The 25,610-nt window shown below is 46.4% G+C and carries 20 protein-coding genes and 1 tRNA gene; 18 read left to right on the forward strand and 3 right to left on the reverse strand.

What is annotated here, in order from left to right:
* Genes KOD92_RS08315 through KOD92_RS08325 form a run of 3 tightly spaced genes read left to right on the forward strand, consistent with a single transcriptional unit; the run spans position 1 to position 3,142 of the window.
* Positions 1–648 carry a DUF2291 domain-containing protein gene (locus KOD92_RS08315; protein ID WP_215233084.1) on the forward strand — a complete coding sequence of 216 codons (648 nt, stop codon included), beginning with the start codon at positions 1–3 and terminating at the stop codon, positions 646–648.
* Positions 649–650: 2 nt separating this feature from the next.
* Positions 651–2,171, forward strand: a complete 1,521-nt coding sequence (locus tag KOD92_RS08320; RefSeq protein WP_215233085.1) for a sugar ABC transporter ATP-binding protein — start codon at positions 651–653, stop codon at positions 2,169–2,171.
* Entirely contained in the window at positions 2,168–3,142 is a 975-nt protein-coding gene (locus KOD92_RS08325) for an ABC transporter permease (RefSeq protein WP_215233086.1), read from the forward strand. The genes KOD92_RS08320 and KOD92_RS08325 overlap by 4 nt, the downstream gene beginning before the upstream one ends.
* Here KOD92_RS08325 and KOD92_RS08330 read toward each other — a convergent pair.
* The gene (locus tag KOD92_RS08330; protein WP_215233087.1) at positions 3,139–4,491 is read right to left on the reverse strand and encodes a WG repeat-containing protein; all 1,353 of its coding nucleotides are present in this window, start codon (positions 4,489–4,491) and stop codon (positions 3,139–3,141) included. The genes KOD92_RS08325 and KOD92_RS08330 overlap by 4 nt on opposite strands.
* Positions 4,492–4,965: 474 nt before the next feature.
* On the opposite strand from KOD92_RS08330, the gene KOD92_RS08335 reads away from it, so the two are divergent.
* The 4 genes from KOD92_RS08335 (at position 4,966) to KOD92_RS08345 (ending at position 5,958) form a co-directional block, all read left to right on the forward strand.
* Positions 4,966–5,038, forward strand: a tRNA-Lys gene (locus tag KOD92_RS08335).
* A 27-nt stretch (positions 5,039–5,065) separates the two neighbouring features.
* Positions 5,066–5,230, forward strand: coding sequence for a hypothetical protein (locus KOD92_RS08340; protein ID WP_215233088.1), 165 nt, complete (start codon positions 5,066–5,068; stop codon positions 5,228–5,230).
* Between the two features lie 72 nt (positions 5,231–5,302).
* Positions 5,303–5,503 (forward strand): hypothetical protein, encoded by a 201-nt coding sequence (locus tag KOD92_RS27385; protein WP_229254591.1) that lies wholly within the window; start codon positions 5,303–5,305, stop codon positions 5,501–5,503.
* On the forward strand, positions 5,500–5,958 hold the full coding sequence (locus tag KOD92_RS08345; protein ID WP_229254592.1) for a phage integrase SAM-like domain-containing protein: 459 nt from the start codon (positions 5,500–5,502) through the stop codon (positions 5,956–5,958). Before KOD92_RS27385 ends, KOD92_RS08345 begins: the two co-directional genes overlap by 4 nt.
* Here the strand turns inward: KOD92_RS08345 and KOD92_RS08350 are convergent.
* Positions 5,955–6,491 (reverse strand): helix-turn-helix domain-containing protein, encoded by a 537-nt coding sequence (locus KOD92_RS08350; protein WP_215233524.1) that lies wholly within the window; start codon positions 6,489–6,491, stop codon positions 5,955–5,957. The genes KOD92_RS08345 and KOD92_RS08350 overlap by 4 nt on opposite strands.
* 163 nt (positions 6,492–6,654) lie before the next feature.
* Between KOD92_RS08350 and KOD92_RS08355 the strand changes: the two genes are divergently transcribed.
* The 5 genes from KOD92_RS08355 (at position 6,655) to KOD92_RS08370 (ending at position 10,187) form a co-directional block, all read left to right on the forward strand.
* Positions 6,655–7,344, forward strand: coding sequence for a polymorphic toxin type 23 domain-containing protein (locus KOD92_RS08355; RefSeq protein ID WP_215233089.1), 690 nt, complete (start codon positions 6,655–6,657; stop codon positions 7,342–7,344).
* A complete protein-coding gene (locus KOD92_RS08360) occupies positions 7,332–7,982 on the forward strand; it encodes a hypothetical protein (RefSeq protein WP_215233090.1) in 651 nt (216 codons plus the stop codon). The genes KOD92_RS08355 and KOD92_RS08360 overlap by 13 nt, the downstream gene beginning before the upstream one ends.
* 31 nt (positions 7,983–8,013) lie before the next feature.
* A complete protein-coding gene (locus tag KOD92_RS08365) occupies positions 8,014–8,412 on the forward strand; it encodes a gliding motility-associated C-terminal domain-containing protein (protein ID WP_215233091.1) in 399 nt (132 codons plus the stop codon).
* 429 nt (positions 8,413–8,841) lie between these two features.
* Positions 8,842–9,027: a hypothetical protein gene (locus KOD92_RS27685; protein WP_406566162.1), complete on the forward strand. Its 186-nt coding sequence runs from the start codon at positions 8,842–8,844 to the stop codon at positions 9,025–9,027.
* Positions 9,028–9,083: 56 nt separating this feature from the next.
* Positions 9,084–10,187, forward strand: coding sequence for a hypothetical protein (locus tag KOD92_RS08370; protein ID WP_215233092.1), 1,104 nt, complete (start codon positions 9,084–9,086; stop codon positions 10,185–10,187).
* A gap of 707 nt (positions 10,188–10,894) precedes the next feature.
* Here KOD92_RS08370 and KOD92_RS27530 read toward each other — a convergent pair.
* Positions 10,895–11,023: a nucleotidyltransferase family protein gene (locus KOD92_RS27530; protein ID WP_255567382.1), complete on the reverse strand. Its 129-nt coding sequence runs from the start codon at positions 11,021–11,023 to the stop codon at positions 10,895–10,897.
* Positions 11,024–11,213: 190 nt separating this feature from the next.
* Here KOD92_RS27530 and KOD92_RS08380 point away from each other — a divergent pair, with 190 nt between their 5' ends.
* The 6 genes from KOD92_RS08380 to KOD92_RS08405 all read left to right on the forward strand — a co-directional run bounded on the left by KOD92_RS08380 (position 11,214) and on the right by KOD92_RS08405 (position 25,376).
* Entirely contained in the window at positions 11,214–11,861 is a 648-nt protein-coding gene (locus KOD92_RS08380) for a response regulator transcription factor (protein ID WP_215233093.1), read from the forward strand.
* A 118-nt stretch (positions 11,862–11,979) separates the two neighbouring features.
* Positions 11,980–13,656 carry a sensor histidine kinase gene (locus tag KOD92_RS08385; protein WP_229254593.1) on the forward strand — a complete coding sequence of 559 codons (1,677 nt, stop codon included), beginning with the start codon at positions 11,980–11,982 and terminating at the stop codon, positions 13,654–13,656.
* Positions 13,657–13,834: 178 nt separating this feature from the next.
* Positions 13,835–16,897, forward strand: coding sequence for a glycosyl hydrolase (locus KOD92_RS08390; RefSeq protein ID WP_215233095.1), 3,063 nt, complete (start codon positions 13,835–13,837; stop codon positions 16,895–16,897).
* Between the two features lie 71 nt (positions 16,898–16,968).
* On the forward strand, positions 16,969–20,151 hold the full coding sequence (locus tag KOD92_RS08395; RefSeq protein WP_215233096.1) for a SusC/RagA family TonB-linked outer membrane protein: 3,183 nt from the start codon (positions 16,969–16,971) through the stop codon (positions 20,149–20,151).
* 26 nt (positions 20,152–20,177) lie between these two features.
* Positions 20,178–21,707, forward strand: coding sequence for a RagB/SusD family nutrient uptake outer membrane protein (locus KOD92_RS08400; RefSeq protein ID WP_215233097.1), 1,530 nt, complete (start codon positions 20,178–20,180; stop codon positions 21,705–21,707).
* An 87-nt stretch (positions 21,708–21,794) separates the two neighbouring features.
* Positions 21,795–25,376, forward strand: coding sequence for a VCBS repeat-containing protein (locus tag KOD92_RS08405; RefSeq protein WP_215233098.1), 3,582 nt, complete (start codon positions 21,795–21,797; stop codon positions 25,374–25,376).
* The last annotated feature ends 234 nt before the right edge of the window (positions 25,377–25,610 follow it).

Here is a 25,610-nt window from a genome sequence, read left to right on the forward strand (position 1 = left end):
ATGAAAAAGACGCTCAGATACCTGCTTTTTTTGCTGGTGATTGCATTCGTAGCCTATAATTCGGTTTATTTCAAAAAACTGGATGAGGTAAAGGCGGGCACCGATTTATTTAATGGCAGAAAGTTCGCTGCTAATTTCTGGTCTCAAAAGCTGACGCCAGCACTTGCTACTGCTCCTGATGCAGCGCTGCTTTTTGATCTTTTAAAAACGGATCCGGAGCAGGCATTTTCCAAATATGGGAAGTCGATGAGCATTGGAAATATCAAATATTTTCTGGTAAATGGGCGGGGTATCGTTCAGTCGGTGGAGGAAAACCAGGTGATCGTTGATGTAAATACAAAGGCTGGGAGCAAACGTGTGCTTTTAGCTACGGAGTACATTTTTGGGAATGCAGTCCGCGACGCTTCGGGGCAGATCGATATTAATGATTTCGGCAATTCTTCGGATCTCAATGCCATTTCCGCGGAACTGAACCAGATTATCCGCGATAAAGTGCTTCCATCGTTTCTTGCCAAAGTAAAAAAGGGAGATGAGATTACCTTTTCCGGCGCACTCGAACTCAACCAGAAATACCCTGATCTTGCCAAAATTGAGATTATCCCGATCCGACTTTCGATAGACGATTCATCAGAAACCAAACCGGAATAATCATGCTGACCGCAGAGAATATTACCAAAAGATTTCCGGGAGTAGTGGCTCTGGAAAACGTGAACCTGACGCTTGAAGCCGGAAAAGTCACTGCCTTAATAGGGGAAAATGGTGCGGGTAAATCGACGCTGATGAAGATATTGTCGGGCGTTTATGCAGACTACGAGGGACAGATTTTCTGGAAAGACAATCTTGTCAAATTCAATAACCCCAAAGAAGCGCAGCAACACGGCATCGCGATTATTCACCAGGAACTCAATCTGATACCTTACCTGACGATCACCGAAAATATATTCCTCGGTCGCGAAATGCTGAGCCAATATGGCACGCTGGATAAAAATAAAATGCGCCGCAAAACGCAGGAGCTGCTGGATAGATTAAAACTGAAAGTCTCCCCGGAAACGCGTGTGGTGAACCTGAAAGTGGGCCAGCAGCAGATCGTGGAAATAGCGAAAGCGTTACTCACAGAGGCGGAGCTGATCATTATGGACGAGCCTACTTCGGCGATTACCGGCAGCGAGGTGGAGGTATTGTTCGGGATAATTGAGGAACTGAAAGCTGAGAACAAAGCGATCGTGTACGTGTCGCACAAGCTAGACGAGCTCTTCCGGATCGCAGATCATTTTGTGGTTTTGAGGGACGGAAAGTCTGTTGATTCGGGTAAAATGCAGGATATTGATCAAGACCAGCTGATTACGAAAATGGTGGGGCGGAAGATTGAAGTGATGCGGAAAAAGCTGTCACAAGGCGCCACTGAGGTTTTACTACAAATTGAAAATCTCACTTTGCAGCACGCATTGCGCAAGAATGAGTGGATATTGAAGGATATTAATTTTGAAGTGCGCCGGGGCGAAATCGTGGGGATTTTCGGGTTAATGGGCGCGGGGCGGACGGAGTTATTAGAAACAATTTTCGGTTTGCACGCGGCGCGGTCGCAGGGTACTATTCGGGTGGAAGGAAAAGCATTGTCTATCTCGAAACCCGCACAGGCAATCGCCGCGGGCCTGGCGCTGGTGCCGGAAGACAGGAAAAAGGACGGGCTGGTTTTGGGAATGGATGTGAAAACGAATATCTGCCTGACCACGCTGTCAGACCTGGAAAATATGGGCATTTCGAGTGAAAACAAGGAAGCTGCGCTGGCCGAAAAGTATATTAGCGAGCTTAAAATCAAGACACCTTCCGGAAAACAGCAAGCCAAGAATCTTAGCGGAGGTAACCAGCAGAAAATTGTCCTGGCAAAATGGCTGGCGACGAAACCGAAGCTTCTCCTGCTCGACGAACCTACGCGTGGAATTGATATTCACGCAAAAAGTGAGATTTATAAACTAATCATTCAACTGGCAGATAACGGTCTGGGAATCATCGTGGTATCTTCCGAATTGCCCGAAATACTGGCCGTTTCGGATCGTGTTCTGGTAATGGCGGAAGGTGAGCTCACAGCCGAATTTACTGCTGCCGAAGCAACCGAGGATCTGATCCTGAAAGCAGCGATCCCTCAATCGATTTATGAAAAGCAATTATGAACCTGGCATTAGATAAAGATAAATTACTTCGTTTTCAGTCGCTTATCGCGCTTTTTTTACTCTGTGTTGGCCTGAGTATCCTGTCGGACAAGTTTCTCAGCGTTTCCAATTTATGGAATGTAATGCGGCAGATCTCAGTCAATATCTGCATTTCGACTGGGATGACTTTGATTGTATTAACGGCAGGGATCGACTTATCTGTCGGCTCGGTATTGGCGCTTTGCGGCGCGATCACAGCCGGGCTGCTCAAAAGTGGCATTGAGATTCCGAGCGATAATTTGTACATCGGTTTCACAGTTCTGGGCGCTTCCCTGGCCGGGATATTAACGGGCTCTGCGCTTGGGGCATTGAATGGCTGGACGATTACGAAATTCAAAGTTCCACCATTTGTAGCGACGCTGGCTATGCTCACTGTCGCACGCGGCTTCACGATGCTCTGGACGAAGGGTTTTCCGATCAGCGGATTGGGCGATACGTTTTTGTACCTGGGTACCGGCTGGTTTTTGGGAGTTCCCGTGCCAGTTTGGATTTCTGTGCTGATCGTGCTGCTCGCTGTTTTTATCACTACCAAAACCAGGTTAGGCAAGTACATTTATGCGATTGGAGGGAATGAAAGTGCTTCGCGACTATCTGGTATTCAGGTGAATAAGGTTAAGATTATCGTGTATACCATCGGCGGGGCGCTCGCAGCGGTAGGCGGGCTTTTGGTTACGTCCAGACTTGATTCGGCGCAGCCCAATGCAGGTGTCAGCTACGAACTCGATTCGATCGCGGCCGTGGTAATAGGAGGGACGTCGCTGTCAGGAGGTCGGGGCAGCGTGCTCGGTACCGTTCAGGGCGCACTGATTATTGGGGTCTTAAATAACGGACTGGTGCTGCTGAATGTGTCGCCTTTTTGGCAGCAGGTTGTAAAAGGGCTGGTGATATTGCTCGCAGTGATTATTGATAAGGCTAACTCCAAAAACGACTAGGACGTTTTCTTAGTTTTCAATCGGTTTAGCCATTTTTTGCCTTCAAATTTCCTGAATAGATAGCTGTTGATACGGACGAAAATCAGCAATGCGATCAATATGAAAACGGCATTCAATTTATACGAGAAACCTACAAATTTCTCTGTTCCGTCCATGGCCAGCTCGTACCGCAGCCACGTGCGCTCGGCCGTTGTTGTGGTTTTGTCAAACGGTAATGCCTCGTCGTATATAACCTCCGTTATGAACTTTCCGGTCGTGTCAATGTACCCATATTTATCGTCCACCCGCACCATCGAAATGCCGTGGTTATAGTAGGAAGCGAAATCGTATTTCAGTGGCGTTCGAATCCTGCCTTTCTTGTCAATATGCCCGAATTTTCCATTAATGGCTACTGCGGAGCGGTCTTCGGCAGTGAAACCTGTGGCTTCGTCGTAAAGAAAATCGATCCTTACTTTGCCCGTTTTGTCAATGCAACCCCATTTATTATTCTTTTTTACCCAAAATAAACCGGCAGTCGGCTTGCGCGTATCGGTGTACTCAAACGGCACGATCAGGTCGCCGGTGTAGGGACTGACATAGCCGAACTTATCGCCATATTGAACGCGCTCCATCCCCTGGCCAGAAAATTTGTAGGTAGGGTCAATATCATCCAGCGCAACCGGCACGCGCAGGATCATATTCTTGTCAATAATCCCATATTTGCCCCCAAAGTTGAAATGATAAATGTACTTCGACTTCTTAATCTCGCGCTCGTTGAACTTGCTGAAATTCCAGTTGAGGATAAACATATCCCTGTTTTTCCACCAGATAATATCCTCACGCGTGTCGCGGTTGCATACGTGATTTTGCTCTGCGGCGGCGATCAGGAAGTCATTTTTATAGTTTTCAATCGGGATCTTGTACAGCGTATTTCCTTTTGTATCAATATAAGAAAGTCCAAATTGCTTGCCCACTGGATAAATAACCCAGGTTTTTCCATTGATAAACTTATCCGTGCCCGCGTAAATCGGCTGCACAACTATTTCGCCTTGCTTATTAATAAATCCGTGTAATCCATTTCCATCAGGACCCAGTTCCATCGGCACAAATTCAGCCAGCCCGTCAGAAAAATCGCCGATATCCCGGAATGCAGGCGTCAGTTTCCGCCCATTCTGATCGGTGAGATAGGTTTCATAAGTCCGGCAGGGCACAGACACTTTCTTGACCACATACACCCCGTCGTATTCACGATGTTCGGTATACGCATCAAGCCAGGACTTTGCATTGCCTGGTTCGGTTTGCGCCAGCAGATGATTAAAATTCAGTATGAAAAAGAGAGAAATGAAACACCTAGCAGCCAGAGCAAACATTCAGAAAAGCGGTTTTAAGTCAGTATCGGGTTGAATCCTTTTCAGCTAATATAGCCAATAGGTACTTTTCAGGCTAATTTTATGCCAATTGCATTCAGTTCGCGACTTATTTATCGCCCTGCAAACAATAAATCAGAACTGAGCGGAAGCAGCTTGAAAAAATAAATCGATTTTCCGTTTCCATTAATTCCCACGGAAACAAGCGCTTACCTAAAATCTTAATAATTTCTTCATAAATCTATTTTGAAAAATTTGTTTCGTACAATTTTACTAATACTTTTGCACCACAATCAACGACAAGTCTTGGGTTTGTACAAGAAATAGAGTGGGTTGTGTAACGGGAGATAGTTTGTAAGATCATACTTGAAAATCCCAAATTGATTCCGTAGCTCAGCTGGTAGAGCAATACACCGCGCGGCGTCCGCTTTTAATGTATGGGTCCTGGGTTCGCAAGGTAATAGCAGCAAAAAATAAGATTCCGTAGCTCAGCTGGTAGAGCAATACACTTTTAATGTATGGGTCCTGGGTTCGAATCCCAGCGGGATCACTGAAAGCGCCTCAAAGGGCGCTTTTCTTGTTTCTCACCTCTTGGGTAACTCAGCTGATAGAGCAATACCCCGGAGCGCCGGCCGCTTTTAATGTATGGGTCCTGGCCGGGGCCGCGATCGGCTTCGAATCCCAGCGACCGTCGCGCGGCGGGATCACTGAAAGCGCCTCAAAGGGCGCTTTTCTTGTTTAAAATGATCTAAGAATCAGCTTCTTCGAAGATTTGTGAAATTTCTCTCGGAAAAAAGGTGCACCCGGACGACTGGTGTTCCAAGACAAAAAAGTGACCTCGCCAGGCATGGAAGCCAAATTGATCAACATCGCTATTGATCAGGCGCGGACTGCGCTTACCTCCCAATTCATGGTGCTGCAATCCCAGTTTGACAGCATTACACCAAACATGCTAAAAACATCTTCAAAGGAAAGCCGGTCGAGGACACGCCTGACGCCTGCAAACAAATTTTGAAGAAAGAGCAGACGCTGCTCGAAGCATTTGACCAGCATATCGAAAAATTTGAGCTGATGGTTGGACGCGGGATGCGTTCAGACAATACGCTTCGCCACTGGCGAAAACTGAAAAGGCATGTCACCGCCTTTATTAAATACCAGTACAAATTGTCCGACCTCAAATTTTCGCAGCTGTCAGGCCTTTTTGCAGAAGAGCTCTATGACTACCTGATCGGTGTTAAAAAGGATTTCATTACCCGGAACCCCATGGAGGGCTTTACCGGATTTGCCTATCAGGATATTTACAATCTTACCCGCGATAGTATTGTGCTAGTTGGTACAACTAAGGAGCGTTGGCTGGTTCGCAAGCGGGGAAAGACCCAGGTCGGCGAAATGGTGCCGATCCTGCCGATTGTAGACGAGCTGATCCAGAAATACATGGGCACCCTTATTGTATCGCATTTGATAAATTAAGCTTTATACCAGATCCATGTCCATGCCAGCTTTTTCCAGTTTTTAATTGGCTTACCGCGATCGCTGAGCCACCTTCGGCACCTATAGTACTTGAAAAAGGCTATTGCCTGTCTATTCGAAGCGGCCTGTTGAGAGAAGTAAACAACGACTTGATGCCAAATTGGCGGGATTTGTCTTCCAAATCCATTCGTAGTGACTATGCGTGATTTTTCATTTAGACATCGGGGTTTTGAAACGTTCAACATCTTTTCTATGTCTTCATGGTCATAGTAGATCACCCCGACAATTCGCATAAAGCCTAACTGGCGATTTGCCCGGAGCAAATAAAGCTTCCCTGGGGAGATATCAAGCATTTTTCGGACTTCCCTGGATTTAAGCCATTTCTTGGTTGTGTCCCGATTGATAGGCCTTAATAACTTGTGTATTTCCTGCAAAATGTCTTGCTTGAATTCTTCCAAGTCCTTCCTGGTCACAATCTGGCCTCCTGTCAGAATATGCTGGTTACCCTTCTCATTTGCTTTTTTTTCTACCATGGAATCATAGTTTTGTGGATCATAGTTGAGCTGAGGTTCAAACTTATATGTCTCGACTAAACTCTTCAAGTACAACTTTTCCAATAGCGACACCACAGTCACCGCGGGACTGGATCCTCTGGCACTTGGAATTTCAGCAAACATCTACAAAACTCATGGAGACGTGTCAACAAATCCGGGTGTTGGTGTTGGATGGGGCGGTTGGAATTATAGCTGGGGCGTTTCTTATAATCCTAGTAAATTCAACATCAGCATTGGCGGTGGCGGTGGTAAGAATCACTATGCAATGGGCGGTGGTATTAAGTATAGCGGATATGGACTTAGCTATTACCAAACGTATTATGGAGCCAAACCTGGTCTCGCGGGCCCGGCTGCGCAAACGGTTGGCGGAGTCACAGTGTCGGCAGGTAAACTTTCATTTAGAATTGAAAATGATTTCCTTGCCTTCGATGACCACGACCGCTGGCATTCTAATGCTGTCGAGATCAGTTACGGAAACCTCACAGTAGGTACAAGACTTTATAACAATGATCCACGAGGGGAAAAGTCAACTGTAGATCCAACCGCTACCGACCGGCTGGGTAACAAGAACACGAATGGCTTTGGTAGCTGGATGAATGGATTGATATATGAAAGTCCGCTCTGGGCTGGAGTCAAAGTTGGAAATACAATTGACCGAGTGGGTTACAGCCATCCGAGGGTTCAAGACAGAACACAAAATTGGGTGCACCGCAACGGCTTTTTCTATTTGCCATTTGGACATCAAAATTACTACACAAGAGATAGCGAATTTCAAAAAGGATTTTTCTTCGGAACTGGTTATTATAATCGTTATTCGTTATGGGGAAAATAAGAGTATTTGGCTGCTTAGTTTGCACGGCCTTATTACTTTCAGATTGTCTCCCTTCCCGCAAAGTAAGGAGTAGCTTTCGCAAATATGGCTTTTGCTTTCATGGTACGAAACAGTTAACAGAAACGTCAGGTCTTCGTTTTGATGGTTACTATTCCTTTAATTATACCCGGCTTGAATCAGATCCAAATGGATCAGCATCATTTCCAGTTGATATTGCATTTTTTGGAAACGGAATGTTTATCTATGGTTACCGGCAAGACTATTTCAAATCAGTTGAAAATAAGTCATTTGGTTTTTACAATCGAGGGACGCAATGGGGCACTTATAAAATTGATGGAGATAGAATTAAATGCCAGTTTATGGAGTCACCAGGAGGGATGTCTATGAATCTAGGTTATGTATGGCTGAAATTGATTAGCCCGGCAGCCTTGGACTTTTTAATACTGAAATATTATGATCCGGTTATTGAAACTGATCTTGCTTCCGAACTGACTGTAAAGCAAGCCAAACAAATAGGGAAGGGGAAGTTCGTTTCACAAAATAAAATGCCTGACCCTGAGCGCAGCTGGATTATCAGAAAGTCCTGGTTTTGGTGTGATAAAAATGAATTTAGAAAATGGGAAGCAAGCCGGAAGTAATCATTTAGTCAAATTTTAACTCAGCTACATTATGAAATTTCAAGCCTTCCTACTTTTGGCATCGCTTGTTTGTATTTCACAAAATTGCACTTCTCAGGAGAGCCCTGAGGCAATTTCAAAGGAATATGAATCCTGCTGCGGAACACAGCCTGTTGAATACACTCTTGATAAGAAACACGTCTATGTGCCTAATGTATTCTCTCCCAACAAAGATGGAGTGAATGATTTTTTTCAGCCATTTATCAACGATGTAATTACAGATGTTTGGGGATTTTCCATATACAGTGCCGAGGGTGATACAATGTTTTACCAAAAGCCATACTTCAATTCTAAGATGAATGTGAAGGAGTATGGATGGGACGGACTTCGGCCAGATGGAAGCCGGTACAAGGGCGCTTTCAAGTATAAAATGGGTATTACGTTGCTTTAAGAAGGTCGGAAATAACTGGACGGCTTGAGCAAGGATTACCATTGGGCCAAGTACCTTTTGCACCTCGTGTTGGGAAAACTCAGAGGAATTCGCCCAAACAGAAGAAGAACTGCCCAAAACGGCGGATTATATCTCGACGGTCAACTGACGGCTTATCCAAACCTTGTGGCAAAGCAGCTGGGCATGGCCAATTTTAATACCCCCGGCATTCGGGCCAGAATACATGAACGGCAATGGGTTTGATGTAAAGCAAGATGATTTGTCCCCAAAAAAAGTAACCAACAATTTGGGGACACTAAACGAGGAAATAAACGAATATCCACCTGTCTTCAGCCCTTATAATGCGAGAGTGCAGAAACGATGCTTCAACCAGGTATCGGCCACTTATGAAGCATTATTGTTCCCAGTTGATTCAGCTTGCGAGAAGCTTTGAGTGTACGAATTGACTTGAAAGATATGAGAGGTAATATCGTGACCAACTCTGGAGACCTATCTTTTAACTCCGGTAGAAGTCAGCACTCATTAAATGTAAAAGATCTACCTCGTGGATCGTACGTTTGTAGAATGAAGACTGGGGATTATTTTGTGAGCAGAATGGTGGTGCTAGTTGACTAGATTTCATAGTTTGCGAAGTCGGAAACTTCCGGCTTCGCATCCATACTCGCTATAATTTGAAGCATCTTACTTTTATATCAATCGTCATGTTCTCTTTGATTAACTGCAAGGAGAGTGATAAGCCGTTACCATTAACCCACATGGAGGCTAATGGTATCTTTGAATTTAAGGTCTATGGCGTTCCTCAAGAAAACATCTCCACTCTGGCGGGGGGGAGTATTATCATTAAATTACCAGCTGATTATCAGGGTGGTAATAAGATAAAAGTTTCATTTAAAAATTGGGAGAAAAAGTTGTCCGAGCCCTGGCCCGTTCAAATGGGTTGGAAAAATGGTTCGATCAATTATGAAGGTAATGAGTTTGCAATACCGCCAATGGAAGTAAGGGTAATTCCTAATAAGCCTTTGGAAATCCTATCTAACGGTAAGCCTTACGTGTTTCCTATTAGTGGGATGGATTTAGAGATGAAGATTTTCGTCAAGTACTGGGGTACTAAACTTGGAACGGACGAGAGCGACAATCAAGTACGCTTTTCCCATAACACCTCGGGTAAATTAATACTTTCGCAAATGAAGGCCTCTCCACCTGATACTGAAAATTCGGCAACGCCAGTATCAATTACTATTCCCCGATATCTTGAAGTAGGTGATTATACGGTGGAGTTCCTCAGAGGAGGAAAAGCATTTAAATTATCAGACGTCCTAACCATAGAATATGGCGAGCCTTTGATGGCACAAGACTATTGGCCAAACATTGTAACGGATAGCAGTAGAACAGTTTCGTTTGCTGGATATAATTTTTTAAGTAATCATACTTATGAACTTGTACTCAGTAACGATTTCAGCGAGAGCAGAAGGCTCAAATTATCTCGTCATGGGACAAATATATTATCAGTCAATATACCGGAAAATCTTATAGACGGAAACTACGTGAAAGAAATTTTGATCGACGGGCGACCCACGCCTTTGGACAATTTGATAAAAGCTGAGAACATCGTGATAGTCCAAAACTCGTTTATGCAACCCCGGCTGATGTCTCTCACCCACATGTCACAAAAATACACAACACCCAACAATTTGGATGTTGTGTATTTTTGTGACACCCGGGGCAGTTTTTTGGAAGGATCAAAAGCTATTGCTGTCAAATATAGAGACGGGTAAAAATTTTGTACTTGTTAACGATTATGTTAAGGGCTTTTTGCCTCATCCTATTTTCCAGCATCCTTATTTTTCAATTCCAATAGATATTCCTACTGGACGTTACGAAGTACTCTACAGTTGTGTACCGGATGGTATGAACACTTATTTAAGCGAACGATATCATCGCATAATTACGATAGAGTAGTAAGCGGCTAGAAGGAACGGCAAGACAGAACAACACCCGAGATCATTCCATTTCCGGAAGGCGAGATCCGGAGCAAAGAGAATCTCTAAATTCCCTTACCCTGGGAAGAAGCATTTACTTATAGTTTCTGGTCGGGCAACGAGGAAGTAGCTGGGATTTATATTCAATGCCCTTAAACCATTTTCTATTGAGATAACCTGCAGAGTAATGGATATTTGGTTAGAATCAATGTCGCTTGCGCCAAAACCAGCCCTATCTTACGTGGTTAATATAGCACCAGTGGATTTATAGAGTGAATCAAGTATTCCATCCTATACTGTCAAATTATCACTACCACCATTTTTAAATACAATCGCTGGATATTTTCCCCGCTCACGTTAAAATGGAGGCGGTGTCCTCCAACATCTATTAATGTGTAGATTACTCGCGATTCTTTGACTTGCTTCGCTGAATTTTTGTCCTTGGTGACAATCAAAATATCGAAATCGCTTACATACTCGTACTTCTTCTGATAATCCTCAACTCAGTCACCCCTCGCATAGCTGCCGAAGAGAATGATCATTCCAGCCGCTACTTTGTCGAAAACAATTTGGGTTTGCGCTCTTAACTGGTCTTGCTTGTTTTCTGGGAGATGAGATAGGGAGGTCTTCATTGGTGTGTGGGGTTTTTAAATTTTTTTGGTAAGATATAAAATTTCAAAAACCTGTTTATGCGGCAAGCTAATGTTCAATAATGTCCTTAGGGTTTTCCCTAATATTTGCAAAATGGAAACTGTTTGATTTATGTTCACGGCTGATTCGTCGTACTTTCGATAGATATAAATTTCTACTGTATATATATAAATGATACGAGTCCTCATCGCGGATGACCATAATGTCTTTGTTGAAGGCATCGAGTCGCTTATTTCAGGCTCATTGGATATTGAAGTGACGGAGCGCTGTTACACGGTACCCTCTGCCATGGAGCGATTAAGCCTGACCGCCATCGACGTCGTGCTTCTGGATATTTCCTTTCCCCACATTGAAGACGGCCTCGGCCTTTGTGAATATATAGTCCGGACATATCCGCAAACGAACGTGATAGCACTAACTATGCACGACGATGCGAGCCTCATTAAGCGGATGGTGAAAAAAGGGGCCAAAGGCTATTTGTTGAAGAATACTACAAAAACGGAATTGTTACAGGCTATCCAGGCAGTTTACCACGATAAACAGTATTTCAATGAATCCATCACGCAGATTCTCCTGAACGATAGTCCCAAGACCAGAAGGTCAACAGCTGGTATTGGCGTAAAACCACACCTCAGCCCTCGCGAATCGGAAGTGCTTACCCGCATTGCGCAGGGATTAACAACGCAGCAAATGGCCGCTCAGTTATTTGTGAGCGCCAAAGCCATTGAATTTCACCGAAGCAGTCTGCTTATGAAGTTCGGCGTTCCCAATACAGCCCTGCTGATCAAGACGGCAATGGAGATGCAAATGATCGATTAGTTTTATTTTGTTATTATAGATAATGCTCGTGAAATCCTGTTCTCCCCGGCCTGATTGGCGAATCATCCTCCTTTTCTTAAGTATCCTGACCGGCGCATTTCAATCTGCGAAGGCGGTAATGGACACGACGTCTGTTGTTAGCTTAAAAAAACAGATCAATCTGTTGGTTCAGGATAATGATTACAGTCAGGCGGCAAAGGCTTATGATTCCCTGGGTAAACTTTACCATCGGCAGTACGGATACAATAAATACACGATGGACTCTTATTTGAGCAGTTTGAAATATTACAGCCTGATGGGCGATTCGTTGGGGTATTACAATCAGTATCTGGTAATCGGAGACTACTATTCTCAGGATTATTTCATGCATGCTTACGCCCAACAATACCTGAAAAAAGCCCAGCAATATTTCGAGCGGACCCATAACATGCCCAAAGTCATCGAGGCTCGATTGGGGTTGGATAATATCGCCCAACATCAAGAATCTATGCCGCCCGGTTTGAAAACGCACTTGCGCGAGACCGAGCGGCTTAGCGTAAAATACAACCAGCCCTATTCTCAGGCGTATGCCCTTAGTTTGCTGGCCAATACATATTCACGCGCCAAGCAACCCGATTCTGCGTACTATTTTGCCAGCCGAAGTCTGATCATTTCAAATCAATTAAAAGTGAACTGGTTAATTGCCTTAAATCACTTTTACCTGGGCCTGGTTGAGCAGTTCAGAGAACATAGTCTGGCTGCTATTGAAGAATACCAGAAGAGCTACGACTTGTCGAAGGTTGAAAATAGTCTGGGCATGCTGCGGGAATTGTCGCGGCATACAGCAGATAGCTATTCGCGTATGGGCGACTATCAAAACGCATACGAGTGGTCAATGAAAATGCAAGATTATACGGTCCAGTTTTACGCATCCGAGCAAACAAAAAGTATTCGTTTGCAGGAACTGGATAGTCAGATCGAAACATTGGCAGTCGAAAAACAACTGATTGAAGAACAAAGCCGCAATCAGAATGTACTAAATTCAGCGCTATTCATTGGCTTCATAATCAGCGTGATAGGTGTATTCACACTAGCGTATCTAAGGCGTCAGCAAAAATTGATTGATCATCAGCACACGGTCATTGCCCAGCAGCAAATTCGACAATTGGAGCTTAAATCGCTGCGTGCCATGATCGAAGGCCAGGAAGGCGAAAGGAGCCGGATCGCGCGTGATTTGCACGACGGTCTGGGAATTCAACTTTCACGTATCAAACTTTTCATTGAAGCGCATCAGGAAGAATTGCCTTCATCCGTCAAGGAACCCTTAAACCAGTTTCTGGATGAAGCCTGCACCGAAACCCGGCTGATCTCAAATGATCTGCGACCGTATGCGCTGTCAACCTTCGGCCTCGTTCCGGCGCTGGAAGACCTGGTGCAAAAACTAAATCTGGTTAACAAGACGAAGCTGATTTTAGACCATTATGGCGAAATGCCGCCTTTGGGCGATGAGGCTGCCGTCATGATCTACCGGGTAGTGCAAGAGCTGCTGAATAACGCGCTGAAACACGCACATGCCCAGGTGGTGACGGTCCAGCTGATGGTCAATGAAGAAACAACTTTGATAAGTGTAGATGACGATGGCCTGGGGGCTGATTTCGATCATCTGCTATCAAAAGGAAATGGCATCGCCAACATTCAGTCGCGTATTGCCTACCTCGGCGGGCACGTCATGTGGCAAAGTGAAGTCGGAAATGGAACATCCGTTATGATTTCATTGCCCATGCAAAAGCTACAAAAATCGGAAGTCGTCGCCTGACACAGTCCGCGCGTATCTGCTTTTCCTGCCTCGGGTTTTCCCTAAGTTTTAAAAAAGTAGGGTTTTCCTTATTCTATGACCATGTCGGTTCGTCCTATTTTTGCTGGATAAAATTCTATTTCGGCTATTCCTAAATTTTATTTCACCCGGCATGCAAGCACCTGTACAAACCCATTGTATGTCAGCAATTCGAAAGCTGACAGCCATTCACGCCTTTACTCTGATTGCTTTACTTAGCATTAGCACCTCGCTATTGGGCGCTGATCCGATTAAACTGGAAGCCGAAGCTGCTCAGGGCGTAACGCTGAATGGCGTACAGATTGTGCAGGATCAACCCGGATATTCCGGTACGGGCTATGCCTGGGGTTTTGATGATGATAGCAATGGGGGCGATAACATGGTTTTCACGTTTTCAGCTCCGGCCGGAAGTTATCAGCTCACCGTTGGCTATTACTCACCTTACGGCGATAAAAAGACCCAGGTGACTGTCAACGGTGCCAGCAGCGAGCAGGATTTAAAATTAACCAATACCGACTTTGGAGCTGCGGTAATCGGTTCGTTTCAACTGTTGAACGGACAGAACACCATTACAATCAACAAAAACTGGGGCTATTACGGCATTGACTTCATCGTGCTGACACCCGCGTCGGTAAAGCCACCCACCATTGTTCGGCTGGTCAATGGGCGGGCAGAAGCTGAGGCTGGCGATCTGACGGGCGTGGATGTGTCAAGCGCCAATACTGGATTTTCAGGAACGGGCTATGTAACAGGCTTCGATAACGCGACAGATCAGGTAAGTATTACGGTCAACGCCATGGCGGGGCTGTATGATTTGTCTTTCGGCTACGCCTCACCCAATGGCGACAAAGGAGTTGACTTTCAGGTAAATGATGAAAAAGGAAGCAGTACATTAAAACAAACAATTGGAGGGTTTACCAGTTCCGGTGCCGGAAAGTTTTTGTTGAAAGCCGGACTAAATACCATCACCATATACAGAGGTTGGGGATACTTCGATATCGACTACATTCAACTGACGCCAACCACGGCCTCGCTGCCAATCAAACCTTCAAAAATGCTGGTCGATGCGCAGGCTACATTGTCAACGAAGGGATTGTTTTCGTATCTGGTTGACCAATATGGCAGTAAGGTACTTTCAGGTCAACAGGATGATGTTGAATATGTCCTGGAAAAAACGGGCAAAGAACCAGCCATTGGTTCGTTCGATCTCATGGACTATTCGCCTAGCCGGGTTCAGTTTGGCACGAATCCCATGCGTAGCAGCGAAGCCATTATTGATTGGGCCAAGAAAGGCGAAGGTCGGGGAATTATTAGTTTGCTGTGGCACTGGAATGCGCCGACCGATCTGATCAATCAGGCACCCGATCAACTCTGGTGGCGGGGATTTTATACCGAGGCAACAACTTTTGATCTTGCTGCCGCGCTGGCCGACAAAAACGGCACCCGTTACCAACTGTTGCTTAGTGACATTGACGCCATTGCCCTGCAACTCAAAAAATTTCAGGCGGCTGACGTGCCGGTTCTCTGGCGCCCGCTGCACGAAGCTCCCGGCGGCTGGTTCTGGTGGGGAGCGAAAGGAGCGGGCCCGTTCAAAGAACTCTGGCAATTGATGTACAATCGACTGACCAATTACCACCAGTTGCATAACCTGATCTGGGTATATACAGGCACTGACACGATTAACCCCGCCTGGTATCCTGGCGATCAATACGTGGACGTAGTTGGCGAAGACATTTATGCAGACCCAACTGCCAACCTGAGTGGCAACTGGGCTAATGCACAAGCGCAGTTCAACGGCAGAAAACTGGTAGCATTAACCGAAACGGGCAATTTGCCAAACGCCGACAAAGTTCGTGGATTTGCTACATGGTGGTCGTGGTTTGCGGTGTGGACCGGATCGGATTATATCAAAAAACAGCCCATTGATCAGTTACAAGCAGTGTATGCAGATAATGATGTGATCACGCGGGATGAGCTTCCAAACTGGCGGCCACCCGTTACGCTGAAAGTGCAATATCAGGACGCTGACAAAGGCAATGCCAGCAACTCGGCGATCCGGCCGAATCTAATGCTGGTTAATGAGGGTTCAACGCCAGTTCCATATAGTGAGCTTACAGTTCGGTATTGGTTTACGGCTGAAAATTCCGCGGGTATCAATGCTTATATTGATTACGCCCAACTCGGTGGCAATAAAATCAAAACCAAATATGTGTCCCTGCCTAATCCACGAAATGGTGCTACCGGATATCTGGAATACAGTTTTGATCCATCGGCGGGCAATCTGGCGGTTGGAAATTCAGGCATAATCCAATCGCGAATTGTCAACAGCGATTATACGAACCTGAGCGAGCAAGACGACTATTCATATCAGGCAGCAACGAATTTTACCCTCAACAACCACATCACATTATACCGTACCGGTTCAGATGGTGTAGCGCAATTGATCTGGGGTATTGAACCCGATGTGGTTCCGTCGGTCGTGAAACTGAAAGCATTGACCCAAAACCGGAACAATGCAACGAATAACAGCTCGATCAACACATTCATGAGCATCGTTAACGAGGGGAATGTGCCCGTTTCATACGGGGATCTATCGGTACGCTACTGGTTTACTGCCGAAGGAACGCAGAATCTAAATTTTTTCACGGACTATGCTAAGCTCGGCAACGCCAATGTAACGGGTCAGTTCGTGCGGGTAGGGGAGCGAAGCAAAAGCGATACCTATTTGCAGCTCAATATCAAGCCAACCGTGGGCATGTTATACCCGGCAAGCAATACCGGTAATATCCAGTACCGAATCGCGAAGGCCGACTGGTCTAAATTTAACGAAAGCAATGACCATTCATTCAAGCCAGCGGCAGCAATGGATACGAATAATCACGTAACGATCTATTACAAAGGTCAATTGATATTCGGGACCGAACCAGCTGTGTTGAGCAGTGCGCGTCTGGCGGCTGAGGAAAAAACGAGTGCTTTCCAGGTTTCAGTGTTGGGAAATCCTGTTGTTGGAGAAAGTGCACAAGTGGAAATTCGGGGTGCCGCGGGAGCTGCGGTGTGGATGTCGCTGACTACGGTGAACGGCAGAACAGTGCTTGAAAAAAAGATTGAGCAAGCTGCTGAAATCGAGCGTCAGATACTGCCCTTGGGCAAAAGCACCGGCATTTATTTGCTACGTATCCGTACGCTGAATGAGTCTTCAACCGTAAAAATTATCAAACCTTAACCAGTCATCCCGACGCATGGGTCGGGGTAAAGAATCTTATCCAATTGTATCAATAAATTCTAAATATAAATATGAAAGAAACTGTATTATTTGACAGAATCAATCAGTACAAAACGCTGACGTTGAGTTCACTTATTCTGGTAGTGCTGACAGTCTGCTCGGCTATTGCGCAAGACAGGCAGGTTACGGGTAAGGTCACCGAGAGCCAGGGCACAGGTGTTGTGCCCGGCACTAACATTACTATTAAAGGCACCACGACTGGTACGGTCTCGAATGCAGATGGTACGTATACGATCACCGTTCGCGACAATACGGCAACGCTGGTATTTAGTAGCGTCGGCTACACCAGCCAGGATATTGCGGTGGGTACGAAGTCGGTTATTGATGTTGATTTGGTGCCGGACATTAAGGCCTTGAACGAAGTTGTCGTGGTCGGTTATGGTACGCAACAGCGGAAAGACATTACCGGGGCCATCAGTTCAGTAAGTGCGGCGCAAATTGAGAAAGTGCCGGTCACCACGCTGGATCAGGCACTTCAGGGCCGCTCGGCGGGTGTTCAGGTGACCAATAACGATGGTTCGCCGGGCGGTGGCGTTTCCGTTCAAATTCGCGGAACGGGTACGTTTGGTGACAACTCGCCCCTCTATGTTGTGGATGGTTATCCTATCTCTGGCGGCCTCAATACATTGAATCCCAATGATATTGCCTCGATGGAAATACTCAAAGACGCGTCGGCAACAGCCATTTATGGCAACCGGGCTTCTAACGGGGTCGTTATCGTTACGACCAAGCGCGGCAAGCAAGGCGCATTGCAGGTGTCCTTCGATGCTTACGGATCGATGCAGGCAATTCCCAAATTATATAAAGTACTGAATGCACAGGATTTTGCTTCGTTTGCAACAGAGATCGCTGACAAGGAGTCTTATCCGGTTTTGCCGGAATGGCGCAATCCGTCCACATTAAAAAACATCGATTGGCAGAAGGAGGTATACCAAACAGGCTACCGCCAAAACTATAATTTAGCATTGCGCGGTGGCAGCGACAAAGTACAGACCTCGCTTTCGCTGGGTTATTTTGATCAGCGCGGAACAATTAAATTTTCGAATTTTAGACGTTACAATGGAAGCTTGAACCTGGATTATACGCCTGCCAAATGGATCAAAGTTTCAACGAGCATGAAGTATACCCGCACGGGTGGTTTCGTCGGTTTCGGCTCGGGCCAGAATGGCGTTGGTAACCTTACCAAACTTGTACCCACCATGACCGGTAATCCATTGACGGATCAGGTAAAAGATGCCAATGAAAATTACGGCTACTATACCAAAGGCGCTACGGCGGTTTCGGGAAGTACCAACGTGATCGCCGATCTGGAAACCACCGACCGGCAGCAGGAATCCAATAACCTGCTGACCACTACTTATCTGGAAATTACGCCTGTTACTGGTTTGCGCCTGAAAACAAACTTTGGCTGGAACACCAGCGATGGATCGGGTTATTATTTCACGCCGACAAACGACCGGTTAATCACGCCGCCACTCGCTTTTTATTCTCAGAATGCCAGCAACACGGCTGAGTGGTTGTGGGAAAATACAATTGCTTACAGCAAAATATTCGGCATTCATTCCATTGATTTTGTGGGCGGGGTATCAGCCCAGGAAAACAGGTTTCGCCAGAGTGGCGCAAGTGGCTCCGGACTAATCAGCGATGAACTGCGCAATGTTGGGTCCATCCAGACTGTAACGCCGTATGGAAATCAGCAGACCTGGTCGCTGGCCTCCCAGTTTGGGCGTTTGACCTATAAATTGCTGGATCGCTACATCATCACTGGTACTGTACGTCGGGACGGCTCTTCGCGTTTTGGGCCGGGTAACAAATACGGTGTATTCCCATCTTTGTCGGTAGCGTGGCGTCTGAAAGATGAACCTCTCCTTGCGTCAGTGAATGCGCTAAGCGATTTAAAGTTGCGCGGTAGTTGGGGAAAAGCTGGCAACCAGAATATCGGACTGTTTCAGTATCAGGGCATTTATAGTTCAGGGAGCAGCCGGATCGATAACCGCGGCTATGTATTTGGGCAAACCAAAACATATTACGATGGCCTTGTCCTGAGCGCGTTGCCTAATCCGAATTTAACGTGGGAAAATCAAACGCAGTCGAACATTGGTCTGGACGCGTCATTCCTTAATGGTCGTATCAATTTCACAGCTGATTACTACGTGCGCTCATCGAGCGGCTTCCTGCTGAACGTGAATGTACCTAGCCAAACAGGTTTCAGCACGGCCACCCGTAACGTGGGTAGCATTCGCAATAGTGGTCTGGAACTGGGGTTGGAATACCGTGAATCGAGTAAACCATTTAAATGGGGTATCAGTGCAAATGTTACGACCGTTAGCAACAAGATTCTAAGCTTTGCCGACGGACTTACCTCGGTGGGTAACTTCTCCGATCTGGGATTCCCAACTTTTGGCGGCAACCTTTGGACTACATTCTCACAGTCACAAGTGGGTGGTCAGGTAGGTGCTTTCTACGGCTTCAAATCAGCCGGGATTTTCCAGGCGCAGGACGAAATTAATGCATTGAATGCGGCCGCAGCTGCTAAACATGGTGCTGGTACGTTTTACCAGGCATCATCTACCGCACCCGGTGACCGCCAGTTCGTCGATACTGACGGGGATGAGCGTATTACCGACAATGACCGGGTAATCATTGGCAGCCCGATTCCGAAATTCTTCGGGGGTGTAAACTTTGATGGTTCATACGGCCAGTTCGACGTTTCCATGTTTTGGTATGCATCGGTCGGCAACGACATTCTGAATTATGCAAAGCGGAATCTGCAAAGTCTGGCCACCAACGGGGGCGTGGGCGTGGAGAATGTCAGCGAAGAGTTTTATCTGAACCGCTGGACGGAGACCAATCCCTCGACCACCTACGCTCGTGCCGTTCGGGATGATAAAAGCGGTAACACGCGCGTTTCGGATGCCTACGTAGAGGACGGCTCGTTTCTGCGGTTGCGGAACCTGCAAATCGGATACACATTGCCAGCTGCATTGGTTCGCAAAATTACTTCCACCCGCGTTCGGGTGTATGTAAGCGGGCAGAACCTGATTACGTTCACCAAATACACGGGCTTAGATCCTGAAATCGGGCAGGTTAGCGATCCAAACAACGGCAGCACTAGTGCGACTGTGAAAGGTGTTGATGTGGGCAATTACCCAACCTCACGCTTCTTTACACTCGGCCTGAGTGTACAGTTTTAATCTTTATCAAAATACATAAACTGAATATGAAATTATATAAAACAATAGGTCTGCTCGGTTTTCTGGCAGTGGTGCTGTTGCCGATCAGCTGCAAGGAATCGTTTCTGGAACAAAAAAATACGCAGGGCATCACCGAAGATGCGCTGTTTAAAAAACCCGAAGACGGCATTGCCTTGGTAACAGGTATTTACGATACGTTCCACGATGTCGATTTTACGCTGAAAGCATTGTGGTACCAGGCCAATTTCCTCTCGCAGGATTTCAAAAACTTTGGAGCAGATACATTCTTTGAAACGTATGAAGTGCCCACCGGTTTTGATGCGTTGAATATTTTCTGGTCGAGAGCGTATCAGGGTGTTGCGCGTGCTAACTCGGCCATCCCGATCATTGAAACAATGAAAACCAATAAGGTTATTTCGGACACGCTGGCCAATCGGCTGACGGGTGAGACGTTGTTTCTGAGAGGTGTTTTTTACTATTACCTGGCATCCAATTTCGGGGGCGTTCCATTGGAGTTGCAGACCGTAACCGACGACGGCCGTCATCCCCGAAATACGCAGGATGAGGTTTTCACCGCGGTTGCCGCTGATATGCAAGCAGCTGCTAACCTATTGCCCTGGCAGCAGGATTTGGCCGCTGCTGATATTGGCCGCGCCACTAAAGGAGCCGCCCTGGCTTACCTCGGTGATGCGCAGATGTGGTTGAAGAAATATGCCGAGGCTGCCGCTACGTATGAGCAATTGACCGGCAAATACCAGCTGGAAGATAAGTTTGTCAACATCCATGAGTTCAATAATCAAAACGGGAAAGAGTCCATTTTTGAGATTCAGTACATTGCAGGCAGCGATATGTCCTGGGGCCATGCCAACGACTCTCATTGGCTGGCGACCTTTGGAATGCCGGAAGAAGTGTCACAATTTGGCTACTCTTTCGCGGATAAGAAGCTGTATGATTCATTTGAAGCGGGTGATACCCGGAAATTACCAACCGTCCTTGGGCCCGGCGATGTGCATCCCAGCCCGGCGATCAAAATCAGTGATTACCCATTGGTAAAACAAAACTACCCGGGCATGAACACATTGGGAACCGTAGCGAAACCGTGGAAAGGATCGGACGGATTGCGTTCGGGTTACTATGGCGTGAAAACCTGGCGTGACCCTGCTGCGACGGGGAATTCAGGCAACCCGGCTTATATATTCAGTGGTCAAAACCTGATCCTCATGCGTTACGGGCAAGTGCTGCTCAGTAAAGCCGAAGCCCTGTTTAAAAGCGGTAATTCTGCTGGTGCATTGGCCATCATTAACGGACAAATTCGCAAACGCGCTGGTCTTGGTGCAGCCGCCGGATCAGATGTAATGAAAATTTTGCTGGAAGAATACCGGCATGAGCTGGCAGGTGAATTCTCGCTCTGGTTTTTGCTCCGCCGGTCGGGTGAGCAAGCCAAGTATGTAAAAGAACGGTATGGCATCACTGTGCCCCCTGGAAAAGACCTGATGCCGATCCCGCAACGACAAATTGCCACCAACCAGGAACTGGCGCAAAACCCAGGTTACTGATCCGCTATGTCCCTTGACGTGCCCCACTTCCCGGAAGCTGACTGCTTTCGGGAAGTTTGACATTTGTCGTGTTGAATATACAAACCCATGAAATTTCACTACGTTCTTTATTTGGCATTTGCGCTGGCATCCTGCAAGGAAGATACATTATTTGAAGCCATTTCGTCGTCGAAGTCGGGCATTGATTTTAACAATCGTATTGCTGAAAATGACTCGATTAACCCATTGGATATGGTCAATATCTATAACGGTGGGGGCGTGGGAATCGGCGATTTCAATAAAGATGGCTGGCCGGATATTTACTTCGTGGGCAACCGGGTTTCGAGTCGGTTATATCTTAATAAAGGGGCGCAGGGAGCAACGTTTGAGTTTAGTGACGTAACCGAAAAGGCTGGGGTCGAGGGTAAAGGTCGATGGGGGAGAGGAGTGGCCGTGGTCGATATCAACAATGATGGGTGGGAAGATATTTATGTCTGTAATACGCTTTCAAAAGACTCACTGCAGCGTCGTAATTTATTGTATGTCAATCAAAAAGAAACAAATGACGGCATTCCCATTTTTAAAGAACTGGCCGCTGAGTATGGGTTAGACATCCATGTGCAGTCAACGATGGCGAACTTTTTTGATTATGATAATGATGGTGATCTGGATATGTACCTCACCGTTAATGAAGCTTCACCGGAACAGAATCCGAACCAGTTTGGATTGATCCGTTTTGAAGGCCGGCGCAGTACAGGACGTTTATTTCGTAACGATTGGAATGCTACGGTTAAACATGCCCGGTATAAAGATGTATCCTCGCAGTCCGGCATGTCGCTGGATGGCTTCGGGCACACGGCCACGGTGGTTGATCTGAATCAGGATGGCTGGAAAGATATATCGGTGGCAAATGATTTTTTGTCCAGCAATATTCTTTACATCAACAACCAAAACGGGAGTTTTACCGACCGCTCGCGTGAGTATTTCAAGCATACGTCGCTCAATGCGATGGGGCAGGACATTGGCGATATTAACAACGATGGACTGGCCGATCTGGTGGAGCTGGACATGAATCCGAAAGATAATTACCGGAAGAAAATGATGATGATGGCTAACAATTACGCGAGTCATCTCAACTTTGATCTGTACGGGTATCAGTATCAATACGTTCGGAATACACTGCAACTCAATCAGGGACCGCGCGTTGGGGCCGGGGATTCAATTGGTAGTCCGGCTTTCAGCGAAATAGGTTTTATGAGCGGCATAGCGCAGACAGATTGGAGCTGGACGCCTTTGCTGACTGATTTTAATAACGACGGTTTCCGGGATCTGATCGTCACCAACGGCTATCCCAAAGACGTAACCGATCATGATTTCATCGCTTACCGGGATCACCCTAATGAAACGACCATAAAAGCGCAGCTTTTAGCCCAGATCCCGGTCGTCAAGATTCACAATTACGCCTACCAAAATACGGGTGAGCTGACCTTTCGGGATGTTACCTCGGATTGGGGCTTTGATAAGCCGACGTTTTCAAATGGCGCGGTTTATGCCGATCTGGATAACGACGGTGCGCTGGATATCGTCATCAACAACATCAATGATAAAGCGCTGATTTACAAGAACAACGCCCGCGAACGGAATAAAGAAAGCGCACATTATATGCAACTTAACATAGTCGGCGATAGCCTGAACATTGCGGGCTTGGGGACGTTTGTATCCATTCACTACGCTGGCAACAAACAGCAGGTTTATGAGCATACGCCCTATCGCGGTTATTTGTCTACAAACCAGTGTATTGCTCATTTCGGTCTGGGCAATGTTTCAAAGCTTGACTCTGTCGTTATCAAATGGCCAAACGGAAAAAAGCAAATCCTGCAAAATATCAAAGCCGATCAGCGGTTGACTGTGTACAGTAAAAATGCTTCTGTAAATTATGATTGGTCAAAGCCAAAACTGGCAGTGAACGCTATTTTTACCGATGTCACAAAAGAAATCGGTTTAACATACCGGCACAAAGAATTTGACTTCATTGATTTTAACATTCAAAAACTGCTGCCGCATAAATTATCGGAATACAGTCCGGGTCTGGCGGTGGGGGATGTGGATGGCAATGGTACGGATGATCTGGTAATCGGAGGAAATGCGCACGACCCCGCCCAAGTTTTTTTTCAGCAACAAAACGGAAAGTTCTCACAGCGAAATGTTGTGCCGCAACAAGCTGTTCAAGGCGATTATAAAGACGAAGGCATCCTGCTCTTTGATGCCAATGGCGATTCGGCGTTGGATCTGTACATTGCACGGGGCGGTTACAAACATGCGTCTAACACGCCGGCTTATCAGGACAAGCTGTACATTAATGATGGAATGGGGAATTTCCAAGAAGCACCGAATGCCTTACCAATCAACCTGACCAGCAAATTGTGTGTTCGTGCTTTGGATTTCAACCGCGACGGGAAATTGGATCTATTTGTCTCTGGCCGCGTCGAACCCTGGCATTATCCCAAACCAGTGTCGAGCATTATTCTTCGAAATGATAGCCGGAATGGACAAGCCAAATTTACAGACGTTACCAAAGACATAGTCCCCGCCCTGACAAATATTGGCCTGGTTTGCGACGCCTTAGTCACTGATTTTGATAATGATACCTGGCCCGATCTGATTTTGGTCGGCGAGTGGATGCCCATTACATTTTTAAAGAATAAGCACGGTCGATTTGATTCCATCACCGGAACAACCGGCGTTGGTGACAAAACCGGCTGGTGGAATAGCATTGTCGCAGGTGATTTTCGGCACACGGGCCGGATGGATTACATTGTAGGCAATGCAGGCCTGAACACATTGTTTCAGGCGAGTGAACAGTACCCGGTGTACATAACGGCCAAAGATTTTGACAATAGCGGCAACTACTCAGCGATTCCTTCGCTTTTCTTACCAAACCAGAATGGAGCATTGAACGAGTTCCCCATGCACGGCCGGGAGGATTTGATCAAGCAAATGAACAGTTTCAAAAAGAAGTATGGCAGCTTCAAATCTTACGCCGGAGCCACGATGGAGGAGCTGCTCTCTGCCGAACAACGCAGAGGGGCTATCCGCCTGAAAGCGAACATGCTGCAATCCTGTTTCCTGCGAAACGATGGCAATGGAAAATTCACACTGATTCCGCTTGCCAAACAGGCGCAAATATCTATACTGAACGGAATGGTGGTCGATGACTATGACGGAGACGGAAATCTGGACGTAGCCATAACGGGCAACGATTACGGAACCGACGTTTCGATAGGCCGGTATGATGCGCTAAACGGGCTGGTATTACTAGGCGACGGGCAGGGCAATTTCAATGCGCAGACGATTTTACAAAGCGGCCTTTACATTCCAGGCAACGGAAAAGCGCTGGTCAAATTACGAAGTAGCCAGGGACGCTACATGATGATTGCCAGCCAAAACCGGGACGTCGTAAAGGCATTTGAATTGAAACGTAATGTCAATAACATTCTCTTAGAATCGACGGACATGAGTGCCCGCGTGCAGTATAAAAATGGAAAAATTCTGAACCACGAATTTACCTATGGATCCTCATTTCTGTCGCAATCCGGCCGTTTTCTCACGATTGATAAAGACGTAGTGAATGTCATTATTACAGACGTGAGGGGTCAGCAACGGCAGGTGAAGAACTATCACCCAAAATAGCGCTTTTATCCTGGCAACTATGACAAAAATCAGGTTATAATCTTATTATTAGCATAATTTTGCTAGCTTTGAAAACTAGTAGTTAGTCTGTACACGCATTAGCAAGCCGCAAAGTACGGCAGTTTCCATGAAGATTGTTGAGCTTACACGCATTGTTCCCGAAACGCTTTGGGCGGCGCGGTTTGAAGGAATTAAGGAAAACGAATTTGACCGAACACAGAAGATTCGGGATAC

The organism is Dyadobacter linearis (assembly GCF_907165045.1).
In the GTDB taxonomy this organism is placed as follows: Bacteria; Bacteroidota; Bacteroidia; order Cytophagales; family Spirosomataceae; genus Dyadobacter; species Dyadobacter linearis.

Bases quoted from the DNA above. Each gene is read 5' to 3' on its own strand.
- KOD92_RS08315 (WP_215233084.1), top strand. From the start codon at position 1: ATGAAAAAGACGCTCAGATACCTGCTTTTTTTGCTGGTGATTGCATTC.
- KOD92_RS08320 (WP_215233085.1), top strand. From the start codon at position 651: ATGCTGACCGCAGAGAATATTACCAAAAGATTTCCGGGAGTAGTGGCT.
- KOD92_RS08325 (WP_215233086.1), top strand. From the start codon at position 2,168: ATGAACCTGGCATTAGATAAAGATAAATTACTTCGTTTTCAGTCGCTT.
- KOD92_RS08330 (WP_215233087.1), bottom strand. From the start codon at position 4,491: ATGTTTGCTCTGGCTGCTAGGTGTTTCATTTCTCTCTTTTTCATACTG.
- KOD92_RS08350 (WP_215233524.1), bottom strand. From the start codon at position 6,491: ATGGTAGAAAAAAAAGCAAATGAGAAGGGTAACCAGCATATTCTGACA.
- KOD92_RS08360 (WP_215233090.1), top strand. From the start codon at position 7,332: ATGGGGAAAATAAGAGTATTTGGCTGCTTAGTTTGCACGGCCTTATTA.
- KOD92_RS08365 (WP_215233091.1), top strand. From the start codon at position 8,014: ATGAAATTTCAAGCCTTCCTACTTTTGGCATCGCTTGTTTGTATTTCA.
- KOD92_RS27530 (WP_255567382.1), bottom strand. From the start codon at position 11,023: ATGAAGACCTCCCTATCTCATCTCCCAGAAAACAAGCAAGACCAGTTA.
- KOD92_RS08380 (WP_215233093.1), top strand. From the start codon at position 11,214: ATGATACGAGTCCTCATCGCGGATGACCATAATGTCTTTGTTGAAGGC.
- KOD92_RS08385 (WP_229254593.1), top strand. From the start codon at position 11,980: ATGGACACGACGTCTGTTGTTAGCTTAAAAAAACAGATCAATCTGTTG.
- KOD92_RS08390 (WP_215233095.1), top strand. From the start codon at position 13,835: ATGTCAGCAATTCGAAAGCTGACAGCCATTCACGCCTTTACTCTGATT.
- KOD92_RS08395 (WP_215233096.1), top strand. From the start codon at position 16,969: ATGAAAGAAACTGTATTATTTGACAGAATCAATCAGTACAAAACGCTG.
- KOD92_RS08400 (WP_215233097.1), top strand. From the start codon at position 20,178: ATGAAATTATATAAAACAATAGGTCTGCTCGGTTTTCTGGCAGTGGTG.
- KOD92_RS08405 (WP_215233098.1), top strand. From the start codon at position 21,795: ATGAAATTTCACTACGTTCTTTATTTGGCATTTGCGCTGGCATCCTGC.